Source organism: Streptomyces sp. SCSIO 75703, from assembly GCF_036607905.1.
Taxonomy (GTDB): Bacteria; Actinomycetota; Actinomycetes; order Streptomycetales; family Streptomycetaceae; genus Streptomyces.
The window spans coordinates 4,930,724-4,950,423 of the sequence record NZ_CP144555.1 but is presented as its reverse complement, the minus strand read 5'-3'; the positions used below and the strand labels follow the sequence as shown (position 1 = coordinate 4,950,423).

Genomic DNA, 19,700 nt, shown 5'->3' with positions numbered 1-19,700 from the left:
TACGGAGCTTCCCGGTCCGCCATGTTGCGCCCGGCATCGGTCGTATGCTCAACTTTCCTTCACCGGAGCTTCACACTCGGAGCGTCGGCCTTCCGGGAGCTTCGCGGACCATCCCGAGGGGGGCGGCAGCCGTTCCGCACGCCGGCCGGGGGCGGGTCTCGCGTGGGACCGCGGGATGCGCACGCGCGCGCGGAACGGCTGCCCCACACACCCGGCGCCGACGCGCCCGCCGGGCCACGGACCGGCGCGTCGTACGCCACGCCCCCTCGCCCGGTGCGGACCCCCGGAGGTGGCCGGCGGCCCTCACGCCTGCCCCGTCCCGAAGCGGGCGATGCGGCCGGCGTCGTCCAAGGTGAAACGCCCCCGGGTGCGCGTCTCGCCCCAGGTGTCGTTGCGGTTGCGGGCGATGAGGCGACGGCCGTCGTCCGACTCGCCGTCGGCCTCCACGTGACCGTGCGAGGAGAGGATCTCGCGGTCGGTCAACTGGTCGAGGTCCCGGTCGTCGCCGTTGCCGCTGTCGTCGCCGTCGGCGATGGTGGCGCCCGGCGCGAGCGCGGCGGGGAACGCCGAGCAGACCGGGGAGTTCAGTTCGGGGCGGTGACGTAGGCCCGCACGGCCTGCTCGCCGAGTCGCGTGGTCTTCATGCCGGTCAGCGTCACACCGCTCCCCCGGCCCCGCCGCCCGGCGGCCCCGGCCCGCCACCCGAACGGCGCCCGCGGGGGGCCCGCCGGAGGTCGCCGGGCGGAGGCGGTGCCACGGTGGGAACACGGGACGAAGGACGCGACCGCCCGCTGCGCGAAGGGACCCCACATGACCTGCTACGACCGACGCGACCTCGGCCTGCTGCTGCTCCGGCTGGGCACCGGCGGGGTGCTCGCCGCCCACGGCGCGCAGAAGCTGCTCGGCTGGTTCGGGGGCGGCGGCATCGAGGGCACCGGCCGCTTCATGGAGTCCGTCGGCTACGCGCCGGGCAAGGCCAGCGCGAGGGCCGCGGGCCTCGCGGAGACCGGCGGCGGGGTACTGCTGGCACTGGGGCTGGCGACCCCGGCCGCGGGCGCGGCGGCGGCCGGCGCGATGGCGGGGGCCGCGGCGGTGCACACGCCGCACGGCTTCTTCGCCCAGTCCGGCGGCTACGAGTACGCCGCGTCGCTCGGGCTGACCTCGGCCGGTCTCGCGGTCACGGGCCCCGGACGCCTCTCCGTGGACCACGCCCTCGGCCACTCGGTCAACCGCGGCTGGATGGTCCCGGCCGCGCTCGCGGCGACGGCGGCGGCCACGGCGGTCGTCCTCGGCGCGCGCTCCCGGCGGCTGCGCAGGGCAGCCCAGGGCGAACAGGAGCCGCTGTTCGACTGAGGCGTGGCACCCTGCCCGCATGAACGGGAACGACGACGATCGCACCGCCGGCCTCTGGGAGGGCGTGGACGCCCTGTGCCACTGGCTGGACGCCCACCAGCCGGTACGCGGCCGGGAGGGCCTGCTGCTGCGCGTGCTCAAACTGTCCGAGGAGGTCGGCGAGGCGGCCCAGGCGGTGATCGGCGCGACCGGCCAGAACCCGCGCAAGGGCGTCACCCACACGTGGCAGGACGTGGAGGCCGAACTGTGCGACGTGGCCCTCACCGCCCTGGTGGCCCTCCGCACCCTCACCCCGGAAGCCCCCGAGGTCTTCGCCCGCCACCTGTCCGGCGTGACCGCCCGCTCCACACCCCCGGAACCGGCCCCCGGCGGCCGGGCATGAGCAACGCCCTGTCGTGACGGCGCGAGCGGCCCGCGCCGAGGTCAGGCAGTCGTCCGTACCCGGCGGACCCCGGGCGACGGCAACGGCCGGGCGGCGACCGACGGCACCGCCGGGAACCCCGCCGGGCGGTGCCCGCCACCACCGCTCAGAAGCGCCCCGCGAGGTCGCCAGGATCTGCGGACTCCACATTCCGCAGCTCCCGTACGAGTTGCAGGGAGAGGCGTCTCCGGGTCCGGGGCGGCCCGTGCCGAAGACCGGTGACCACCGGTCCCCGGGCACGAGCCCGGCGGACCCGAAGGCGGTCGTCCGGGACACTCCGCCTCGCAGTGGCGGGCGCTCCTTGGATTCCCGGAGTCGGTGGGCGGTACGGTCCGCGGTGACGACGTCGATCCGGGAGGAAGAGGGACCGTGGCCGGGTATCTGACCGTGTGGACCACCACCGACGCGCCCGAGAAGGCGCGGGAGCTGGCCGCCGGGGCGGTGGAGGCGCGGGTCGCGGCCTGCGCGCAGGTCGACGGGCCGGTCACCAGCGTGTACCGGTGGGAAGGCGTGGTCCGCACGGACCAGGAGTGGCGCGTGCAGTTCAAGACGACCACCGAGCGCTACCCCGCGCTGGAGGCGCACCTGCGGCGCGCGCACGACTACGACACCCCGGAGATCGTCGCCGTGCCGGTCACGCACGGCGGGGCGGACTACCTGGCGTGGATCGACGAGGAGACCCGCGGCTGACCGCCTCCACGGTCCCGCTCCCCCCGCCGCTCCCCCGGGAATGTTCCGGCGGGCCGGCTCGTTGACCGGGCGCCGTCCGCCGTCCGTCCCCACACCCCTGGGAGCATCGTGCCCGAGACCCCCGCCGTCCCCCCGGCAGACGCCGCCGCGCCCGCCCTCCCCGCGCTGCCCGCCCCCGGCGCGCAGGCCGAGCGCCTGATCGAGCTGGGCGTGCACGAGACCGCCGGGCTCCCCGCCTCCGCACTCCGCGACTTCGCCGAGGCCGCCGACGCCCTGCCCGGGGCCGGGGGCGCGCTGCTCGCCGTCCACCCGGACCGCGCTCCCGCCTCCGCGCTCGCCCCGCTGCTCGTCCGGGACGGCAAACCCGGCTTCGTCGTCGCCGACATGACCGACGTCGACCTGTTCGCCCCCCTCGACACGGCAACCCCGCCCGACGCGCCCCTCTACCTCGTCACCGGCCTCGACCGCGGCGACCACCTGGCCGACTGGAGCCCGAACGAGGCCCTGCCCGCCCTCGCCGCCGACGCCCGTACCCCGCTGTTGCTCACCGAGGGCATCCACTGGCTGCTCCAGCGGCCCGCCGTCCTCGACCGCAACCACTGCTTCATGACCATCGGTTCCCGGCTGCGCAAGCCCAACGGCACCCTGGACTCACGCACTCCGGCGATCTGGATCAGCAACGGCACCGGCCGGGACGGCCGTGAGCGCCGCAACGCCCCCAAAATCGGCTGGTGTTGGGCGGGCAACCGCCACACGTGGCTCGGCTTCGGCTCCGCGACGGGGCGTGCCACGCTGCCGTAGCCGAGCCGCGTGGCGGCGCCGCCCGGCACGCACCGCTGGCCCACCGGCCCGACTACGCGGCCCGGCCGGGCCGTTGGCGGTCCGGGGCGTGCCCGGGGCGGTGGCGCAGGTGGCCGTGCTGGTAGGCGAGCGCCACCGCGTGCGCCCGGTGCCGGGCCTGGAGGACGTCGAAGATGCGGCGGACGTGGCTCTTGACGGTGTTCACGCTCAGGTACAGCTCGCCGGCGATCTCCTCGTTGCTCTTCCCCTCGGCGATGCGCTGCAACACCTCCTGGCAGCGCTCGGTGAGCACCACCCACTCGCGGGGCTCGGGTGAGAGCCGCGCCAGCCAGCCGCGTTCGTAGCCGATGGCGACCATGCGGGCGCGTTCGTTGGTACCGAGGCTCTTGCCCAGCCGGTCGACGTGCCGCTGCACGGTCGGCCGGGCCACGTGCAGGTGCCCGGCGATCTCGACGTTCGTGTACCCGCGGGCGACGCCCGACAGGACCTGGAGCTGCCTCCAGGTCGGGGGGACGGTCCGCTTCCGGGCCGTCCGCTCGATGGTCTCCGGACCGGTGATGGTCACGCTGCCCCTCTCCTTGGCCGTCAAGTGACGCGGCACGCATGCCGCTTCACCCGGAGAGAGCCGGCAGCGGGGCGTTCCTGACGCGGTTCGGGGCAACGTTTTTCCGGACGCCCGCCAGGGGCCGTGCCCGCGGGGCCGCCGGACCCGGGCACGCCGTCCGGTCAGCGGCCCCCTACGGCGACTCCCGCCGGCGACAGGCGGATCGCGGCCGGACACACGCGCGCGGGGCGGGGCCGCGCGGGGCCTGCGAGAGGAACGCACGGCGGGACGTACGGGAGGGGCGTACCGGAGGGCCCGGGGCGTACGGAAGGGCCCGGGGCGTACGGAGGTCGTGGGCGCTCGCCCGGCCGGCCGTGCGGTGGCTCGTACGGCCCGGTCGGCACGGTGTCCGCGGCGGGCCCCCCGGCGGCTCATGTGCCGCCCGGAACCCATTCGCCCGGCGGTCGTTGGCAGTTTTCACGGCCCGTCACCCGGCCCGAAAGAGTCGAGAAATCCGCCGTTCCGCGCGTCATGGCCCGTCACCTCGCGACTCCGGGGAGTGATGTGCCCTCCCGCGGGCCCCCGCGCCCGCGACCGACCGACGAGGTTCCGATGCCGAACACGCCCCGCCGCACCACCGCCGAGACGACGCGGTCCCCGCGCCCCGTACGTGGCCGCGCCGCGCGGTTACGCCTCCGGCACCCCCGCACCCGGCGCCCCCACCCGGCCCACGCGGGCCGGCCGGCGCTGCCCCGGCGCCGGGGCCGCACCTCCTGGACCACGCCACCGCGAGAACGGAGCCGAACCGCCGTGAGAAGCCCCCACCACTTCCTGCACTTCGGCTACGGCGCCCTGTTCGGGTGGCTCGCCTGGTGCGCCGTGCAGTCCGCCCGCAACGGGGCGCCCTGGGCGTGCGCGGCGTTCGTCGCCGGCTCCGGTCTCGTCGTCGTCGCGGTGATACGCGAGGGCGACCTGGAGGACGCCCTGCGCCGTGAGGCCGTACGGAGGGAACGCGCCGGCCGCCCGCGACCGGCCGACGCCGGCGCCGCGGTGGCGGCCGTCGCGCTGGCCGGCTGGTGCTGCGACGCGTGGGCGGCCACCGCCGGCGCGGAACACGGACCGGCCTGCCGGCACCGCCTGCCCAAGGACGACGCGGCCTGACGGGGGCGTGACGGGCCGGGGTCCGCCGGGGCCGGTGGGGACACCGGCCCGGCGGACCCGGGGTGATCACAGGGCGCCGGTGCCGCCGCGCGTCGGCGGTCCGGCCCCGTACGGCAGCCGATTTATCGTTTCACCAGCCAGGCGAGGGCGCCCAGGGTCGACCACAGGGGGACGTCGTACGGCGACCACCCCTCGCGCCGGCCGTCACCCTGGCCGTTGCCGAGGACGTTCGCGTGGCCCGGAGGGCACCAGCCCGGGTGGCCGGGCCGCTCGCAGGGCCGGCAGGGCCGGCCGTGGCCGTTGCCGTGGCCCGGCGGGCGGCACTCACCGCTCGTCGGTGAGGGCGTCGGCGACGGGGTGGGCGTCGGCTCGACGGACGGCGACGGTACGGAGGTCGGCGAGGGCGTCGGCTCCGGTGTGGGCGACGGCTCGGCCGAGGGGGTCGGCGTCGGCTCCGGGGTCGGCGACGGCTCGGGCGACGGCGAGGGCGTCGGGTCCGGCGACGGCTCCGGGGTCGGTGACGGCTCGGGCGTCGGCGAGGGCGTCGGGTCGGGCGACGGCGTCGGCTCCGCGCTCTCGGCCGGCTCCTCCGACGGCGAGGGCGACGGCGACGGCTTGGGCGAGGGCGTCGGGGAGGGCGTCGGCGACGGCGTCGGCTCCGGACGCTCCGGGCGGCTCGGCGTCGGCGCGGGGCTCTCCGGGCCCGCCGGCGGCCCGACGGCGGGGGTCTCCTCGCCCGGGGACGGCGCGGGAAGGGCGCCGGCGCCCTCCTCGGACGGCTCCGGCGAGGGCTCCGGCGCGTCCACCGGGCCGCCCCTCTCCGCCACGTCGGGCACCGGCCCCTCGTGCGCGGCCTCGGGCCCGGCGTCCGGCGCCCCGGGGGGCGCGGGGCGGTCGGCCGGGAAGGACGGCGCCGAGGCGGGCGGCGGCGCCGGCCCGGCCGACGCGGGCGGCGCGGCCCGGCCGGCCCCGCCCTGGCCGGCGGTGAGCGCCAGGGCGAGGGAACCGGCCGCGACCACGGCGGCGGCCGCCCCTGCCGAGGCGAGTACCTTGCCGTTCCTCCACGGGGCCTTGGGCATCGGCACCGCGGCCTGGCCCGCCTGCGCCGCGCCCTGCTGGACGGCGGCGGAACCCGCGGTGCGCAGCAGGTAGGCGGAGGCGGCGGAGCCGAGGAAGAGCGGGGCGACGGCCGACCGGATCGTGGCGGAGAGGTCGGCGAGTTCGAGGTAGAGGCCCTTGCAGTCGCCGCAGGTGTCGAGGTGGTCGCTGACCTGCGCGCTCTGCGTCTTGCCGAGCTTGCCGCGGGTGAACGCGCCCAGCTTGTCGGCGTACTTGCGGCAGGCCCGGTCGGCGGCGGTGGTGATGTGGGCCTGGATGTAGGCGGTGCGCAGGCCCTCGCGGGCCCGGTAGGCCAGCGCCGAGACGCTGTTGGGCCGCAGGCCCAGCAGGGGCGCGACGTTCGCCGGGGCCTCGCCCTCGACCTCGGTGTGCCAGAGCACGGCCTGCCAGCGTTCGGGCAGGGAGCGGAACGCCTCGCCGACGGCCTGGTTGTCGAACGCCTCGGCCGCCGGGTCCCGGACGGGTTCGGCGGCGTCGTGGCCGTCCCAGGTGTCGGTGAGGACCGTGCGCCGCTGCTGGCGGGTGACGCGGAAGGCGCAGTGGCGGACGGTGCGGACGAGGTAGCCGCGGAAGAACTCGGTGGGGCCGGAGCCCTTGCGTATCGCGCCCAGGACGTTGGCGAACGCCTCGGCGACCAGGTCGTCGACGTCCGCCTCGCGGGCGGCGAACTGGCGGGCGCAGAGCACGGCCGCTCTGCGGTGCCGTGCGTAGAGCGTCTCGTAGGCCGCGTTGTCACCTTCACGGACGGCGGCGATGAGCCGGGCGTCGCCGGGTTCCGCGGACTCTTCGGGCTCCGGCGGCGGGAGCGCGGTGCTGTCGCTCATGAATCCTCTACCGCGGCGGTACGGCCCTGGCCGGCCGGACACGGCGCTTACTGACGGTGATCGATGCGCAACACATTAGATAATCGGAAAGTTGACACGTCAACAGATGTAAGCAGGCACATCCATCGAAATGATGAGATGACGCGCGTTGGCCGCAGACCCGCGGAAATGGCTTCCGCGCAGGTGCCGGCACCTCTCTGACCGGCACCTTCTTCCTTCCCGCCCGCACCGGCGAGGTGCCGGCCGTGGCATAGATCACGCCGGCCGGGCCGCTCTGCCGCGTCATGACCCCGCGGCCGGTGCCTCAGGACGGTGCCCGGTCAACGCGGCCGGGGTCACCAGGTGAAAAGGAAACCGCGGTTGAAGAGTGAGCGCGCGCGGGCACCCGTGAACTCGGTGCTGCCCCCCGACGATTTCCCCTTCCCTCTCGCACAGGTCGGGGACCCGTCGTTCAAGGAACCGCTCCCGGCCCCCGGCCCGGACCGGCGACCGGAACCCGGGGACACCCCGGGCCCGGACCCGAGGCCGGACCCGGGACCGTCGGAGGAGCGGGAACACCCGTACGGGACAGGCGAGTACGACACCGTCGAGTACGAGACGGGCGAGTACGACACCGTCGAGTACGACATCCGCGGCCACGGCACCGACGCGCACGGACCCGGCGAGTCCGGGCCGGGCGGCCACGGGCCGGACGGGTACGACGCCGCCACCGGCGTGGGCCCGCCCGCACCCCCGCCGTCCCCGGCACCCGAGCCGGAACGGCGGGCGGCGCCCGCCGTTCCGCGCCGGCGGGTGCCGCGGGCCGGGGCCGTCTCGGAGGTGCGGGAGTTCCGGGCCCGGCCGGTGCTGCCCGGCACCCTCGCCCTGTACTGCGCCGTGCTGTGCGGCGGCGCCCTCGCCGTCCTCGCCACGAGGCCGCGGGCCGTGGGGCGTTGGACGGACCTGCCCGCACCGTCCCCGGCCCTGCTGACCGGCCTCGCCGCCGTGGTGCTGCTCGCGGCGGCGGGCCTGCTGCGCAACGGCGAGGGACACGCGGTCGTCCTGACCCGCTGGGGCCGCTACCGGGGCACGGTGCGCCGCACCGGCCTGCTGTGGGTGAACCCCTTCGCCCGACGGCACCGCGTGGACGTACGGCTGCGCCACTTCCAGGGCGAGGCCCTGCCCGCCGTGGACCGCGTCGGCCATCCGGTCCTCGTCGGCCTGCTGATCGTCTGGCGGGTCAAGGACACCGCGCGGGCCGTGTTCGCGGTCGACGACCACGAGGAGTTCCTGCGCGAACAGGCGGCGGCGAGCATGGCCGAGGTCGCCTCGACGCTGCCCTGCGACCGGTTCGGCACCCCCGGGCCGACGCTGCGCGACGGAACGTGGTTCGGAGAGGAGGCCACCGGGCGGCTGGCCGCCGAGACGGCCCCGGCGGGCCTGGAGGTCTACTCCGTCCAGCAGCTCTCCCTCGACTACGCCACCGAGGTCGCCGACGCCATCCACCGGCTCCGCAGTGCCGAACTCAACGCCCAACTGCGCACCACCGTCATCGGCGACGCCGTCGACATCGCCCGCGCGGCCCTGGACCGGATCAGGGCCGACGAGGGCGACGGCGAGGACGCGCCCTCGGGCCAGGACGCCGAGTTCCTGCGCCTGCTCGTGCTTTCGCTGCTCAGCCCGAGCGCGAATCTGAAGGAATGGGGAAACCAGTGGCCGGAACACCGAAGTTCGTCGAACTGAACGTCACCGACGGCTGCGGGACGTGCGCGTTCTGCACCAGGCCGTCGCAGGAGGGGAAGCGGACCGTGCTCGCCGCGCGGCCTGCCCAGGGCCGCGCGTGCCGGGCGCGGACGGCCGGCGCGCTGCTCGCCATCGCCACGGGCGTGGTGGGCATCGAGGCCGGGACCACCACGCCGGCCGGCGCGCTGCCGGCGCCCAGCCGGGAGGGCTGGGACGGTACCCGCTACTGGTTCAAGTCCCACGGCCAGTGGCGCTGGACCAGCCACCAGAGCGTCTACCTCCAGCGCACCGGAGGCACGGGCAAGGCGGCGGCACCGGCACCGGCACCGGCCAGGACGGCGACGCGGAGCACGGCCGCCGAGCAGGCGTGGCTCCCCGCGCCGAGCCGCGCGGGCTGGGACGGTACCCGCTACTGGTTCAAGACCAACGGCCAGTGGCGCTGGACCAGCCACCAGAGCGTCTACCTCCAGCGCACCGGAGGCGGCACGGGGGGCACCGGGGCAGGCACCGGCGCCACCGCGCCGCCCGCGAAGCCCGCGCCCCCGAAGGGGAACACGGCCTCCCTGGAGCCCGCCCTCACGTACGCCCTCGCCCAGTTGGGCAAGCCGTACATCTGGGGCGGCAACGGGCCCACCGGCTACGACTGCTCCGGCCTGGTGCAGCAGGCGTACGCCCGCGCCGGGATCTCGCTGCCACGGGTCGCCTCGGACCAGTACGGGGCCACCACCAAGATCTCGTCCAGCAGCCTGCGCCGCGGCGACCTGCTCTTCTGGTCGTCCAACGGCCGTCAGTCCGGCGTCCACCACGTCGCCGTCTACCTCGGCGGCGGACGCTACGTGGAGGCCCCCCGGCCGGGCAAGAACGTCCGCGTCTCGCCGCTGTCGAACGGCTACCCGCCCAACCTGTTCGGCCGCCCCTGACCGGACACCGGGCGAGCCGGCCCCGACCGCGTCATAGGGGCGCAGGCGGGGCCTCTCTCAAGTGTCACGCAGGTACGGCGGCACCGCCCGCCTCGAGGAGGAGGCCCCCCTTGCCCACCCAGCCGACCCCGCCGCCTCAACCGACCCAGCCGTCTCAGTCCTCCGCACCCCGGGAGCTGACGCGGCGCCAGGAGGAGGTGTTGTGGCTCATGCTGACCGGTGCCACGGCGGACCGGATCGCCCAGGAACTGGGTATCAGCCGGGCCACGGTGCAGACCCATCTGCGCGCCATCTACGCGGCGTTCGGCGTCCGGAGCCGGGCGCCGGCCGTCATCGCGGCCATCGAGCGGGGCTATCTGCCCGGCAGCCTCGACCGGGGCTGGAGCCACGACCGGGAGCGGGTGCTGCGCGCCCTGCGGCAGGCGTGGAGCCCCTGCTGGGTCCACCCGGCGCACACGCCGAGCTGCGCCGTGTGCGTCCGGGCGGCCACCCTGGGCCACGCCATCGCCCTGGTACGGGACCCGGGGGCGCCGGCGCAGCCCCCGCCGGCGGCCGGCCCCCCGGGCGCCGCCGGCGGCCCCCGCCCGGTCCCTCCCCGCCCCACCAGGGCCCTGCCGCCGCCGGAACCGTCCCGGAAGACGGGCAACGGAAACGGGGCCCACCGGTGACGTACCACTCCCGCCGGGGCGCACGCGGGCCCGGTGCCCGACGCCGCGCCGCCGGGCGTCACGTGCCCGGCGGCGCGGCCTCACCCGACGCGGAAGGCGCGGGCACCGCCGGGGGCGGCGCCGGCGGCCCGGCCGGGCGTCACGCGCGGGCCCGACCGGCCGCGGTCCCCGCCCGCCTCAGCCGCGCCGGCAGGCTGGAGCCGGGGACCGCGGTCTCGGCGGCGAGCAGCCGGCACAGCGCGCACCCGCCGAGATGCGCCCGGACCTCGTCGTTGCGGCGGGCCGTGAGTTCGAGCCGTACGTGCGCGGCGGCCGTCAGGTACGACAGGTGGCTCCCCCGCGCCTCCACCGGCCCGGTGCGGCGCAGCCCCCGCCACAGGTAGGCGTCGACGAGGGCGTCGAGTCCGGCCCGCAGCGGCCCGGGGCCGTGCCGGTCCGGGGGTTCGCCCTCCACGCAGACCGCCCACAGAACGTCGGCGTGGTGCGCGGGGAGGGAGGTGAGCACGTCGTAGGCGAGCAGCGTCTCCTCGGCGCCGGGCCCGCCGCCGGTGACCACGCGGCGCAGCGCGCGCCCGGCCGCGGCCCGCCGGACGCCGACCCGGACCTCGCGCTCGAAGTCGAAGGTGCGGTCCTCCGGCGCCGTGCGCTGCAACGCCTCGACGGCACGGCGGCAGGCGTGGAAGAGCAGCGTCTCCGTCCCCTCGCGCTCCGACGCCCCGAGATAGCGCCGCACGATCCGGCGTCCGGGCCGGGCGGCGCGCACGCACAGCCGGTGGACGGCGCCGGGTTCGCCGAGCCGGGCGCGGTGGAGGAGGTCGGCCTGTTCGGGCGGGGGCGCGGGAAGGACGGGCGGCCCGGTGGACAGCGCGTGCGGGAACGGATCGGGGCCCAGCCGCGGCAGCCGCACGGTCTCCGGTTCGGCGACGACGGCCCTCGGGCGCACGGCGATCCCCCGCCGGAAGGTGGTCCAGTCCCAGGTGGCCCTCCCCGCCGACCGCCCGACGTCGCTCACGGCCACCCCGCCCTCCCGTAGGCATCCCGCGGCCCCGCCCGAACCGAAGCCTCGAAACCCCAGAGCCCCGCCCCCGCCCTCCATGACGCGAAACGCCCCGGAAGCCGCGAAGGCGACACGGGGCAGCGGGGTGGGCGGGAGCGGCGAACGGACGGCGGGGCGGCGGCGCGCGGCGCGCCGCGAGCGGAGGTGGGCCCGGCCGGCGACGGCGCTCCGGGGGGCCGCGGCCGGCTCCCGCGCCGGGGCGCCCGAGCCCGGGGCACACCCCGGGCACTGCGGGGTCCCGGCGGCAGGCCACCGGCCGCCGGCCATGCGGCCTACGCACGGCGCGACACCGTCAAGCGGTGCGTCGACCGCCTGCGGCGGTGGCACGGCGTCGCGAAAGCCACCGCCTCCCGGGGGTGTTGACGGAACGGATGCCGGTGGCCGCCAGCAGTGCCGCGGTCAGGGACCACGCGAGGACACTGCTCGACGGATACAGGACCACAGCCCACCAGGCGTGGCTTCCTGCCGGGCCACGTCCCGCCACGATGCTGGCGATCAGCAGCATCATGCCCGTGGCGATACCTGATGCGCTGTTGCCCACCTGGGCGATCAGGAGACCGACGCAGGTCAACAGCATGACGTTGCGGGCGATGTCGAAACCTGTGACGAAACCGGCTGCCAGACACAGGACGAAAACGGATGCCACGAATACCGCGTCGATCACGGCGACATCGACTGCGGCGGTCCGTTCGATGTGATCGGCACGTCGGTTGAGGCAGTACAGGACCGTGGAAGACACCAGCAGTGGGGTGAAGTAGGCCAGGGGCGCGACGCCGCTGCCATGGAGAGCGGGCAACTCGATGCTGCTCGTTCCCGAAAGCTGGCATACCACCGCCATCAGGATGATCGCTCCGGCTGCGATCCACCACTTCCGCACTGCTGTCACATACAGCCTCACCGGGCCCCCTGCCCCGCGCAGGCATGGTTGAGGACCTGTTGCGTGAACCAGGCGGACTGCTGCTTCGCCGGCTCGTCGAGAACAGGGCCTACCAGGCCCCACAACTGCGGATCGGTTCTCCTGCGTACCTCGTCCTTGTCGCCTGCCACGGCAGTGGCCCATACGACTTCCGGAGCGGACGGGCCTCCGCATGACCGCTTTCCATGCTGGGCCGCGGTTCCTTCGACAGCCGATATTGCCATGACATCGGCAGCCGTATGGTAATCGGCTTGCCGGCGAACGGCGGGGAGTGACCAGTGCAACCGCCAGACGCCCGGTGCGGGCTTCACTGACGGCGAGAGGATTTCCATACGCTTCGGCTGTGTGACGCCGGCGGCGACCAGGGCACTGAGTGGACGTTGGGTGTTGTGGCGGATCTGCGGAATATGGGAACGGTACTCCGGTGGAACGCAGATCTGCGGGGCGGTTCCGGAACACACGGAATCAACGGCACGGACGGTTGACGGATTGCCGTAGCCCCATCCGCTGACCGCGGCGTGTCCGGCGAGGAGCGCCACCGCGGCGACACCCGCGCCTGCGGGGAGGAAGATACGGCGGGAGTCGGTGCGGGTGAGGAGCCATACGACAGCTATGAGACAGCCGGTGAAAATCCATGGCACGAAGTAGATGTCGGGCCGGTGGACATCGGTGATGGTGGATGTTCCGTCGATGAATCCGCCGAGATGCCTCAGCCATGCGTGAGACATGGCGTGTGGCATCGTCAGCCAGGCCCAGCACAGGGCTGCTGCTGCCGGTGCGGCGATACTTCTGGGGAGACGTCCGCCGACGTACCAGCCGATCACGGCCCACTCGGCAGGGACGATGGTCATGTGTGCCAGTGCGGTCCATCCGGCGCCGGAAGGAAATACCCCGGTATTGATCCGTGCCATGACGACGGCGAGCACGAGAAGTGCGGCTCCCAGCGCGACGATGGGAGTAGCGACGAACAGTAACAGCGACCATCGTGACCGTGCGGATGTGGTCAACATATGCCGTACGGGCCGCAAGCGCCCCGAGTCCCATGCGGCACATGCGGCGACGGCCGGGGCTATCGCGGCCAGAGCGTAGATCGTACTCTCGCCCGACTCGATTCCGTAGTGTGATGGAACGGTGAGAACCGTGCTCTGCATGTACAGGTATACGAACAGGGCCGCCGGGACGATGACCCAGGGAGCCGCCGAACGCCGCAGCTGATGCCAGATGATCACCGGGTTCCTCCTTCGAGGACAGCGGTGTAGGCGTCTTCCGCGGCGCGCCCCGAGTGGCCTTGGGTGCCCGAATGATCGAGAAACGAAGGAACAGATCCGTTGAACAGCACCTTTCCCTCATAAAGCACCACGACGTCGCTGAAGACTTCACTGATGTCAGCGATGTCATGAGTGGAGACGATCACCTGTGTTTCGTTCCGCAACGATGCGACGAGCTGGAGGAAGGACCTCCGCTGTTTCGGATCGAGCCCTACGGTGGGTTCGTCAAGGAGCAGGATCCTGGCGCGGTGGACGAGGGCCTGAGCGATGGCGACACGCTGCTGCTGCCCGCCGGACAGGTCACTGACCTTCCGGTCCACTTGCTCGGCGAGGCCCACACGTTCCAGCGCCTCGCCGGACGCGCTCGACGCGTCGCGCTGCGCCATGCCCTTGAGCCATCCCGCGTAGGTGACGTGCTGACGGCAGGTCATCCCCGGGAGGAACGACGGATTCTGCGGGAGCCACGCCACTGAGGCACGGTAGGCCGCGGACTGCTTGCGGCTCCACGGGCTCAGGCCGTCGAATGTCACGCCTCCGGACCGGGGGCGCAGGGCGCTCGCCCCGAGCGACAGCAGTGTGCTCTTGCCGGCTCCATTGGGTCCGAGGAGAACGGTGGCTCCGGAGGTGAAAGCCAGATCGAGGCCCCGGACGACGTCATCACCTCCCCGGTATCCGAAGGTGCACTCGTGGAAGGCGAGAGTCATGGAGGGCCCTTCTGCGCGCCGGCCCCGCGGCACGGTGTGCCGCGGGGCCGCGAACTGCCGATCGGTTGTAGGCGGTCAGTGAGGAGACCGATACGGGAGCGTAGACGTTGTGCCCGTGGCCGACGACGAAGTGGCTGCCCCCGCCGTGCTCGCTCCGTGGGGGTGGGACGGGGCTCTCGCTGGCCGGGCGGGGTTGCGGGGGTGGGCCGGGTAGGCCCGGTGCGTCCGTGGTGGTGGCGAACTGGAGGTGCGGGGTGGCGTCGGCGCCGGGGCGGCTGGCGGAGCCGGGGGGTACGGCTCGCGAGCGGGCGGAGGAGTCACGGGCCGAACCGGACACAGCGCGGTCGCGGCGGGACGACCGGCTCATCGCCCGCCGACGGGTCGGCCGGGTGTGCGGCGGGGCGGGATCGCGGGCCGGGAAGGGCGCATGGAGGCCGGGACGAAGCCACAGGGCCGTCGGCGGCGAAGACGGCACCGGCGGACCCGGCGTCGGCCGGGCACACCCGGTTCGGCCCCGGGGCCGATGACAGAGTAAGCACTCCTTCGGCCTGGACGGCCGGAGGGGCCGGCAGACGAGCCGGGCTGTACGCCGGGTTCTGTTCCGGGGGGTCCTCGCGGGCCCCCCGGTGACGGTCATCCCTCTAGGACCGGCGTTGCCACCGGCCTCCAGCGGTCTACCCGCGGACTCGGGCGGGCAGCCCTCGAACGTCCGCGCAGGAGCGCCGGGGCGCTCCCTCTTGACCTTGCTCCGGGTGGGGTTTACCTAGCTGCCCAGGTCACCCTGGGCACTGGTGGTCTCTTACACCACCGTTTCACCCTTACCGAGGACCGAGGTCCCCGGCGGTCTGCTTTCTGTGGCACTGTCCCGCGGGTCACCCCGGGTGGCCGTTAGCCACCACCCTGCCCTGTGGAGCCCGGACGTTCCTCGGGAAGCCCCAGGGGGCTCCACGCGACCGTCCGCCCGGCTCGTCTGCCGTGCCCCCATGCTACCGGCCCGGCAGCCCCTCCCGTCCCGCGCCCGCGGCCGGAGGAAGCCGCCGGTCTCCCGGCCGGGGGCGCGTACGGGTGCGCCCGGCCCGCCGGGAGCCGTGCCCCGTGCTTGACCTTGTCGCGACGGCAACGTTTTGACTGGGGGCATGCGAATCGGAGAGGTCGCCGACGCGGTGGGGGTCACCACGCGGACGGTGCGGTACTACCACCACCAGGGGCTGTTGCCGGAGCCGGAGCGGCTGGCCAACGGTTACCGGACGTACACGCTGCGGCACGTCGTCGTGCTCGCGCGCATCCGGCGGCTGACGGAGCTGGGGCTCGGGCTCGCCGAGGTGCGGGACGTCCTCGCGGACGACGCCGGGAAGGACCTGGCCGAGGTGCTGGCGGAGCTGGACGCCGACCTCGCCCGGCAGGAGGCGGCGGTCCGGGAGCGACGGGCGCGGCTGCGGGCGTTGCGGGAGACGGAGGGCGGGCTGTCGGCCGAGGGGCCGGTGTCGCCGGAGCTGGCCGCGCTCTTCACGGACATGGCGCCCGCCGTCGAGGGCTCGCCGATGGCCGCCCGGGACCGGGAGATGCTGGCGTTGCTGGAGACCACGGCGGGCCCCGAGGTGCGGGCCCAGCTCGTGGGCACCCTGCGCGAGGCCCTGGGGTCGCCGGAGGCGGTCGCCCGGGTCCGGCGCGTCTACGCCCTGCTGGACGAGCTGGCCGACGCGGCGCCCGACGATCCCCGGGTCGGGGAGGCGGCCCGCGCGCTCGCCGGTTTCCTGCCCGGGGAGCTGCCGGAGGGGGAGCCCGGCGCCGGGGGCACGGCCGGTTTCCTGCGGGCCTTCTACGCCGACTTCGCGCCCGCCCAGGCGGAGGCCATCCGGCAGGCGATGCGTCAGGCCGGCTGTGGGCGGTGGGAGCCGTGAACGCCGGACGGCTGCTGCTCCGGCACGAGCTGCGGCTGCTCGCCGCCCTCGGGCGGTGGGCGTCCCGGCGGCCGGCGGCCCTGCCCCAGGGCTCGGTCGCCTTCGGGTACGCGCGGGGACAGGGCGCTCCCATGGCCGGGCTGGGGTGCGTGTGCGTGGTCGAGACGCTGATGCTCTCCGTGCTGCTGCGCGGCCGGCCCACCGTGCACCACGTCGTCCTCGTGCTGGACGTGTACGCGGTCGTCCTGGTCGTCGCCCTGCACGCCTCCTCGGTGGTGTACCCACACGTCCTGGACCCGGGCGCCGGGACGCTGCGGGTACGCCGTTCGCTCCACGTCGACCTGGTGGTCCCGCTGGAGCGGGTCGTGTCCGTGCGGCGCGAGCTGCGCACCACGCACGAGCGGCGGGAGGGCGCACTGGACGTCGTCGTGGGCGCGCAGACCTCCGTGACGCTCGAACTGGCCGGGACCGTGCGTCACGTGACGTTCCTCGGGCGGCGGCGCGAGGTGGGGGTGGTCCGTCTCCACGCCGACGATCCGGCCGCCCTCGTACGGGCCGTCGTCGCGGCACGGGACGGGTTGGCGGGGCCCGCGTAGGGCGGGTGGTGCCGACGGCCCCTGGCCACGCGTGGTGAGGGATGTGGGGAGGGATACGGCCGGTCGGGCGGCGGTCCCCCGGGCGGCTCGCGGCCGACCGGAAGGGGGCGCACAGCCCGGCGGGGGCGCGCAGCCCGGCGGGGGCACGGAGCCGGGCGTGGGCGTGGAGCCCGGCGGGGTGGGGCGCCGTACGCCGTACCCTGGCCGGGGTTCCGAGTGAAGGAGTGCGTGTGCTGGTCCTGCTGCCGCCGTCGGAGGGGAAGGCGCCGTCGGGGCGCGGTGCCCCGGTGGAGACCGGGGCGTTGTCGCTGCCGGGGCTCACGGCCGCCCGGGGGACCGTCCTCGGCGAGTTGGTGGAACTGTGCTCCGGGGACGAGGAGAAGGCCCGCGAGGTGCTCGGGCTGAGCGAGGGGCTGCGCGGCGAGGTCGCCAAGAACGCGGGGCTGCGCACGGCCGGGGCGCGGCCGGCCGGGGAGGTGTACACGGGCGTGCTGTACGACGCCCTGGGCCTGGCGTCCCTCGATCCGGCGGCCCGGCGGCGGGCCGCGCGGAGCCTGCTGGTGTTCTCGGGGCTGTGGGGCGCGGTCCGGGTCGGCGACCGCATCCCCTCCTACCGCTGCGCGATGGGCGTGAGACTGCCCGGCCTCGGCGCGCTGGGCGCGTTCTGGCGGGCGCCGATGGCCGAGGTGCTGCCGGAGGCGGCCGGGTCCGGGCTGGTGCTGGACCTGCGGTCGGCGGCGTACGCGACGGCCTGGAAGCCGGCGGGCGAGGTCGCCGGGCGGACGGCGTCGGTACGGGTGCTGCACGCGCCGACCCGCAAGGTGGTCAGCCACTTCAACAAGGCGACCAAGGGCCGGATCGTCCGGAGCCTGCTGGAGTCGGGCAGCGCGCCGCGGGGACCGGCGGAGCTGGTGACGGCGCTGCGGGACCTCGGGTACACGGTCGAGGCGGAGGCGCCCGCACGGGCCGGGCGGCCGTGGTCGCTGGACGTGCTGGTGGACGAGGTCCACTGAGCCGGACCCCAGGTCGTTGCAGTGTGCGCAACGGGCTTTGCGCGGGGTGCGGGCGGCGGGCACGATGAGGCCATGACCTCACCGCTGCCCCCGTCCCCGTCCGGCTCCGTGCTGGATCTCGCGCCCGTGGTGCCCGTCGTGGTCGTCCACGACCCGGCCGACGCGGTGCCGCTGGCCCGTGCCCTGGTCGCCGGCGGACTGCCGGCGATCGAGGTCACGCTGCGCACGCCGGCCGCGGTGGAGGCGATCCGGGCCGTGGCCCGCGAGGTGCCGGAGGCGGTGGTCGGCGCGGGCACCCTGGTCACGCCGGACCAGGTGGCCGAGGTGGTGGCCGCCGGGGCGCGGTTCCTGGTGAGCCCGGGGTGGACGGACGCGCTGCTGGCGGCGATGCGGGGGGCGGGGGTGCCGTTCCTGCCAGGGGTGTCGACCACGTCGGAGGTGGTGGCGCTGCTGGAGCGCGGGGTGCGCGAGATGAAGTTCTTCCCGGCCGAGGCCGCGGGCGGCACCGCCTACCTCGAGGCCCTCGCCGGACCGCTGCCGCAGGCCCGGTTCTGCCCGACCGGCGGCATCGGCCCGGCCTCCGCCCCGGAGTACCTGGCGCTGCCCAACGTGGGCTGCGTCGGCGGCAGTTGGATGCTCCCGGCGGACGCGATCGCCGACCGCGACTGGGGGCGGGTCGAGGAGCTGGCCCGGTCGGCGGCGGCGCTCAGCGCAGGTGGGACGTGTCGTTGAAGAGCCGGACGCTGGCTCCGCCGTCGGCGTAGTAGGCCACCGCCGACAGCGAGGCCGCCGACAGCTCCATGCGGAACAGGGCCTCGGGCGGGGCGCCGAGGGCGAGCCGGACGAAGGTCTTGATCGGCGTCACGTGGGAGACGAGCAGGACCGTACGGCCCGCGTACGCGGCCACGAGCCGGTCGCGGGCGGCGGCCACCCGGGCGCCGGTCGCGGCGAAGCTCTCGCCGCCGCCGGTCGGTTCGGCGTCCGGGGAGGAGAGCCAGGCGTCGAGGTCGTCCGGGTGGCGTTCGCGCACCTCGGCGAAGGTCAGCCCCTCCCAGGCGCCGAAGTCGGTCTCGCGCAGGCCGTCGTCGACGGCGACCTTAAGGCCGAGCCGGCCGGCGACGACGGCCGCCGTCTGCCGGGTCCGGGCCAGCGGGGACGCCACGACGGCCTGGACGGTGCCGCGCCGGGCCAGGCTCGCGGCGACCCGCTCGGCCTGTTCCCTGCCGACGTCCGACAGGGAGGGATCGCTGCCGCCGCTGCCGGAGAACCGCTTCTGCGGGGTCAGCGGCGTCTCCCCGTGCCGCAGCAGGACGAAGGTCGCGGGGGCGCCCATGTCGGGCGGGCCCCAGCCGGGGGTGGCCACGGTCCGGGCGGCGCGGGCGTCGGTCCCGGTACGGGTACGGGTACCCTCGGCCCCGGCGGGCGCGGAGACGGCCCGCGCGGCGGGCGGGCTCGCGGACGCCCCCGACGCCTCGGACACGCCGGACGCCTCAGGCGACCCGGAGGCACCGGAGGTCCCGGAAGCACCGGACGTCCCCGAGGCACCGGCGGCGTCCGAAGCCCCGGCGGGCCCGCCCGCCCGCGGCCCCGCTCCCGGTGTCCACGGTTCGCCGCGGGCGCCCGCGTCCATCGCCTCGTTGGCCAGCCGGTCGGCGTGCCGGTTGCTCTCGCGGGGGATCCACTCGTAGGTGACCCGGCCGGGCGGGAAGACGGCCGCCGCCTCCAGCGCGAGCGGCTTCATCGCGGGGTGCTTGACCTTCCAGCGGCCCGACATCTGCTCGACGACGAGTTTGGAGTCCATCCGGACGCGCACCGAGGCCGCCGGGTCCAGCGCGTGCGCGGCGCGCAGCCCGGCCACCAGTCCCCGGTACTCGGCGACGTTGTTGGTGGCGACGCCCAGGTACGCGGCGGTCTCGGCCACCGTCTCGCCGGTCGCCGCGTCCCGCACCACGGCGCCGTAGCCGGCGGGCCCCGGGTTGCCCCGCGAGCCTCCGTCGGCCTCGACCACGAACTCCCGCACCC

19 protein-coding genes, 1 other RNA gene and 1 pseudogene are annotated in these 19,700 nt (G+C 75.4%); 12 read left to right on the top strand and 9 right to left on the bottom strand.

Annotated features, from left to right (window positions below; genetic code table 11):
• Positions 1-303: 303 nt before the first annotated feature.
• A pseudogene (locus VM636_RS21740) lies at positions 304-644 on the bottom strand (nuclear transport factor 2 family protein).
• 166 nt (positions 645-810) lie between these two features.
• Here VM636_RS21740 and VM636_RS21735 point away from each other — a divergent pair.
• The 4 genes from VM636_RS21735 to VM636_RS21720 all read left to right on the top strand — a co-directional run bounded on the left by VM636_RS21735 (position 811) and on the right by VM636_RS21720 (position 3,265).
• Positions 811-1,353: a DoxX family protein gene (locus VM636_RS21735; RefSeq protein WP_030421621.1), complete on the top strand. Its 543-nt coding sequence runs from the start codon at positions 811-813 to the stop codon at positions 1,351-1,353.
• Between the two features lie 19 nt (positions 1,354-1,372).
• Positions 1,373-1,735: a MazG-like family protein gene (locus VM636_RS21730; RefSeq protein ID WP_030421620.1), complete on the top strand. Its 363-nt coding sequence runs from the start codon at positions 1,373-1,375 to the stop codon at positions 1,733-1,735.
• Positions 1,736-2,143: 408 nt separating this feature from the next.
• On the top strand, positions 2,144-2,464 hold the full coding sequence (gene cutA, locus VM636_RS21725) for a divalent-cation tolerance protein CutA (protein ID WP_030421619.1): 321 nt from the start codon (positions 2,144-2,146) through the stop codon (positions 2,462-2,464).
• Between the two features lie 108 nt (positions 2,465-2,572).
• A complete protein-coding gene (locus tag VM636_RS21720; RefSeq protein ID WP_030421618.1) occupies positions 2,573-3,265 on the top strand; it encodes a DUF5701 family protein in 693 nt (230 codons plus the stop codon).
• 52 nt (positions 3,266-3,317) lie between these two features.
• Here VM636_RS21720 and VM636_RS21715 read toward each other — a convergent pair whose 3' ends face one another.
• The gene (locus VM636_RS21715; protein ID WP_051821450.1) at positions 3,318-3,830 is read right to left on the bottom strand and encodes a LuxR C-terminal-related transcriptional regulator; all 513 of its coding nucleotides are present in this window, start codon (positions 3,828-3,830) and stop codon (positions 3,318-3,320) included.
• A gap of 789 nt (positions 3,831-4,619) precedes the next feature.
• Between VM636_RS21715 and VM636_RS21710 the strand changes: the two genes are divergently transcribed.
• Positions 4,620-4,970: a hypothetical protein gene (locus tag VM636_RS21710; RefSeq protein ID WP_053912548.1), complete on the top strand. Its 351-nt coding sequence runs from the start codon at positions 4,620-4,622 to the stop codon at positions 4,968-4,970.
• Between the two features lie 122 nt (positions 4,971-5,092).
• On the opposite strand, the gene VM636_RS21705 is transcribed toward VM636_RS21710, so the two are convergent.
• Positions 5,093-6,913 carry a sigma-70 family RNA polymerase sigma factor gene (locus VM636_RS21705; RefSeq protein WP_053912547.1) on the bottom strand — a complete coding sequence of 607 codons (1,821 nt, stop codon included), beginning with the start codon at positions 6,911-6,913 and terminating at the stop codon, positions 5,093-5,095.
• Between the two features lie 360 nt (positions 6,914-7,273).
• Between VM636_RS21705 and VM636_RS21700 the strand changes: the two genes are divergently transcribed.
• The 3 genes from VM636_RS21700 to VM636_RS21690 all read left to right on the top strand — a co-directional run bounded on the left by VM636_RS21700 (position 7,274) and on the right by VM636_RS21690 (position 10,223).
• Positions 7,274-8,635 (top strand): SPFH domain-containing protein, encoded by a 1,362-nt coding sequence (locus VM636_RS21700; RefSeq protein ID WP_338485398.1) that lies wholly within the window; start codon positions 7,274-7,276, stop codon positions 8,633-8,635.
• Entirely contained in the window at positions 8,605-9,555 is a 951-nt protein-coding gene (locus tag VM636_RS21695; RefSeq protein ID WP_053912545.1) for a C40 family peptidase, read from the top strand. Before VM636_RS21700 ends, VM636_RS21695 begins: the two co-directional genes overlap by 31 nt.
• A gap of 110 nt (positions 9,556-9,665) precedes the next feature.
• Positions 9,666-10,223, top strand: coding sequence for a helix-turn-helix transcriptional regulator (locus VM636_RS21690; protein WP_267882418.1), 558 nt, complete (start codon positions 9,666-9,668; stop codon positions 10,221-10,223).
• A 139-nt stretch (positions 10,224-10,362) separates the two neighbouring features.
• Here the strand turns inward: VM636_RS21690 and VM636_RS21685 are convergent, their stop codons facing one another.
• The 5 genes from VM636_RS21685 to rnpB all read right to left on the bottom strand — a co-directional run bounded on the left by VM636_RS21685 (position 10,363) and on the right by rnpB (position 15,137).
• Positions 10,363-11,235 carry a hypothetical protein gene (locus VM636_RS21685; protein ID WP_159042086.1) on the bottom strand — a complete coding sequence of 291 codons (873 nt, stop codon included), beginning with the start codon at positions 11,233-11,235 and terminating at the stop codon, positions 10,363-10,365.
• 337 nt (positions 11,236-11,572) lie between these two features.
• Positions 11,573-12,178, bottom strand: a complete 606-nt coding sequence (locus VM636_RS21680) for a hypothetical protein (protein WP_158786487.1) — start codon at positions 12,176-12,178, stop codon at positions 11,573-11,575.
• Positions 12,175-13,425 carry a hypothetical protein gene (locus tag VM636_RS21675; RefSeq protein ID WP_158786485.1) on the bottom strand — a complete coding sequence of 417 codons (1,251 nt, stop codon included), beginning with the start codon at positions 13,423-13,425 and terminating at the stop codon, positions 12,175-12,177. Before VM636_RS21675 ends, VM636_RS21680 begins: the two co-directional genes overlap by 4 nt.
• Entirely contained in the window at positions 13,422-14,168 is a 747-nt protein-coding gene (locus VM636_RS21670) for an ATP-binding cassette domain-containing protein (RefSeq protein ID WP_338485394.1), read from the bottom strand. Before VM636_RS21670 ends, VM636_RS21675 begins: the two co-directional genes overlap by 4 nt.
• A 569-nt stretch (positions 14,169-14,737) precedes the next feature.
• Positions 14,738-15,137, bottom strand: an RNA gene (gene rnpB, locus VM636_RS21665) — RNase P RNA component class A.
• A 167-nt stretch (positions 15,138-15,304) separates the two neighbouring features.
• On the opposite strand from rnpB, the gene VM636_RS21660 reads away from it, so the two are divergent.
• From VM636_RS21660 to eda, 4 genes are all read left to right on the top strand, one after another.
• Positions 15,305-16,069 carry a MerR family transcriptional regulator gene (locus tag VM636_RS21660; RefSeq protein ID WP_030421608.1) on the top strand — a complete coding sequence of 255 codons (765 nt, stop codon included), beginning with the start codon at positions 15,305-15,307 and terminating at the stop codon, positions 16,067-16,069.
• Positions 16,066-16,665 carry a hypothetical protein gene (locus tag VM636_RS21655; RefSeq protein WP_030421607.1) on the top strand — a complete coding sequence of 200 codons (600 nt, stop codon included), beginning with the start codon at positions 16,066-16,068 and terminating at the stop codon, positions 16,663-16,665. The genes VM636_RS21660 and VM636_RS21655 overlap by 4 nt, the downstream gene beginning before the upstream one ends.
• Before the next feature lie 230 nt (positions 16,666-16,895).
• Positions 16,896-17,678: a peroxide stress protein YaaA gene (yaaA, locus tag VM636_RS21650; RefSeq protein ID WP_338485392.1), complete on the top strand. Its 783-nt coding sequence runs from the start codon at positions 16,896-16,898 to the stop codon at positions 17,676-17,678.
• A 72-nt stretch (positions 17,679-17,750) separates the two neighbouring features.
• Positions 17,751-18,410, top strand: coding sequence for a bifunctional 4-hydroxy-2-oxoglutarate aldolase/2-dehydro-3-deoxy-phosphogluconate aldolase (eda, locus tag VM636_RS21645; protein ID WP_030421605.1), 660 nt, complete (start codon positions 17,751-17,753; stop codon positions 18,408-18,410).
• Here the strand turns inward: eda and VM636_RS21640 are convergent.
• Complete coding sequence (locus tag VM636_RS21640) at positions 18,385-19,698, bottom strand: bifunctional RNase H/acid phosphatase (RefSeq protein WP_338485390.1); 1,314 nt, start codon at positions 19,696-19,698, stop codon at positions 18,385-18,387. The two genes, eda and VM636_RS21640, sit on opposite strands and share 26 nt — an antisense overlap.
• Between the last annotated feature and the right edge of the window lie 2 nt (positions 19,699-19,700).

Coding starts and splice junctions, on each gene's coding strand:
- VM636_RS21730 (WP_030421620.1), top strand. CDS start 1,373: ATGAACGGGAACGACGACGATCGCACCGCCGGCCTCTGGGAGGGCGTG.
- VM636_RS21670 (WP_338485394.1), bottom strand. CDS start 14,168: ATGACTCTCGCCTTCCACGAGTGCACCTTCGGATACCGGGGAGGTGAT.
- eda (WP_030421605.1), top strand. CDS start 17,751: ATGACCTCACCGCTGCCCCCGTCCCCGTCCGGCTCCGTGCTGGATCTC.
- VM636_RS21735 (WP_030421621.1), top strand. CDS start 811: ATGACCTGCTACGACCGACGCGACCTCGGCCTGCTGCTGCTCCGGCTG.
- VM636_RS21705 (WP_053912547.1), bottom strand. CDS start 6,913: ATGAGCGACAGCACCGCGCTCCCGCCGCCGGAGCCCGAAGAGTCCGCG.
- VM636_RS21660 (WP_030421608.1), top strand. CDS start 15,305: ATGCGAATCGGAGAGGTCGCCGACGCGGTGGGGGTCACCACGCGGACG.